General features: G+C 63.6%; 1 protein-coding gene. It reads left to right on the top strand.

Going from position 1 to position 494, the window contains the following annotated elements; genetic code table 11:
* Positions 1 to 65: 65 nt before the first annotated feature.
* A partial coding sequence (locus tag EN893_RS37425) for an SDR family NAD(P)-dependent oxidoreductase (protein WP_128362329.1) occupies positions 66 to 494 on the top strand: 429 nt, incomplete at its 3' end.

The raw sequence follows: 494 nt of genomic DNA, 5'->3' as shown, positions 1-494 counted from the left end.
GCCTCGATCTGCGACCAAGCATCCCAACTGCCAGTGAAGCCGGCCCAAATAACAAGGATGCAGAAATGTTCGCACTCGCCAACAAGGTCGCCATCGTCACCGGCGCCAGTTCCGGCATCGGACGCGCCACGGCAAAACTCTTTGCCGAGGAAGGCGCCAAGGTCATCGTTGCCGCCCGCCGCCAGGCCGAACTCGATGCGCTTGTCGCCGAAATCGCGGACGCCGACGGCATCGCCATCGCGCTTGCCGGCGATGTCCGCGACGAAGCCTACGCGAAAGCCCTCGTCGATCTGGCGGTCGAAAAGTTCGGTGGGCTCGACATCGCCTTCAACAATGCCGGCGCCGTCGGCCGGATGGGACCGATTTCGGACCTGCCGCTGGAAGGCTGGCGCGAGACGCTCGACACCAATCTCACCAGCGCGTTTCTCGGCGCCAAATACCAGGTGCCGGCAATGATCGAGCGTGGCGGTGGTTCGCTGATCTTCACTTCCACC

Source organism: Mesorhizobium sp. M7A.F.Ca.CA.004.04.2.1, from assembly GCF_004022825.1.
Lineage (GTDB): Bacteria > Pseudomonadota > Alphaproteobacteria > Rhizobiales > Rhizobiaceae > Mesorhizobium.
Note: the sequence above shows the minus strand (reverse complement) of the source record. Positions and strands in the feature narration are given on the sequence as shown.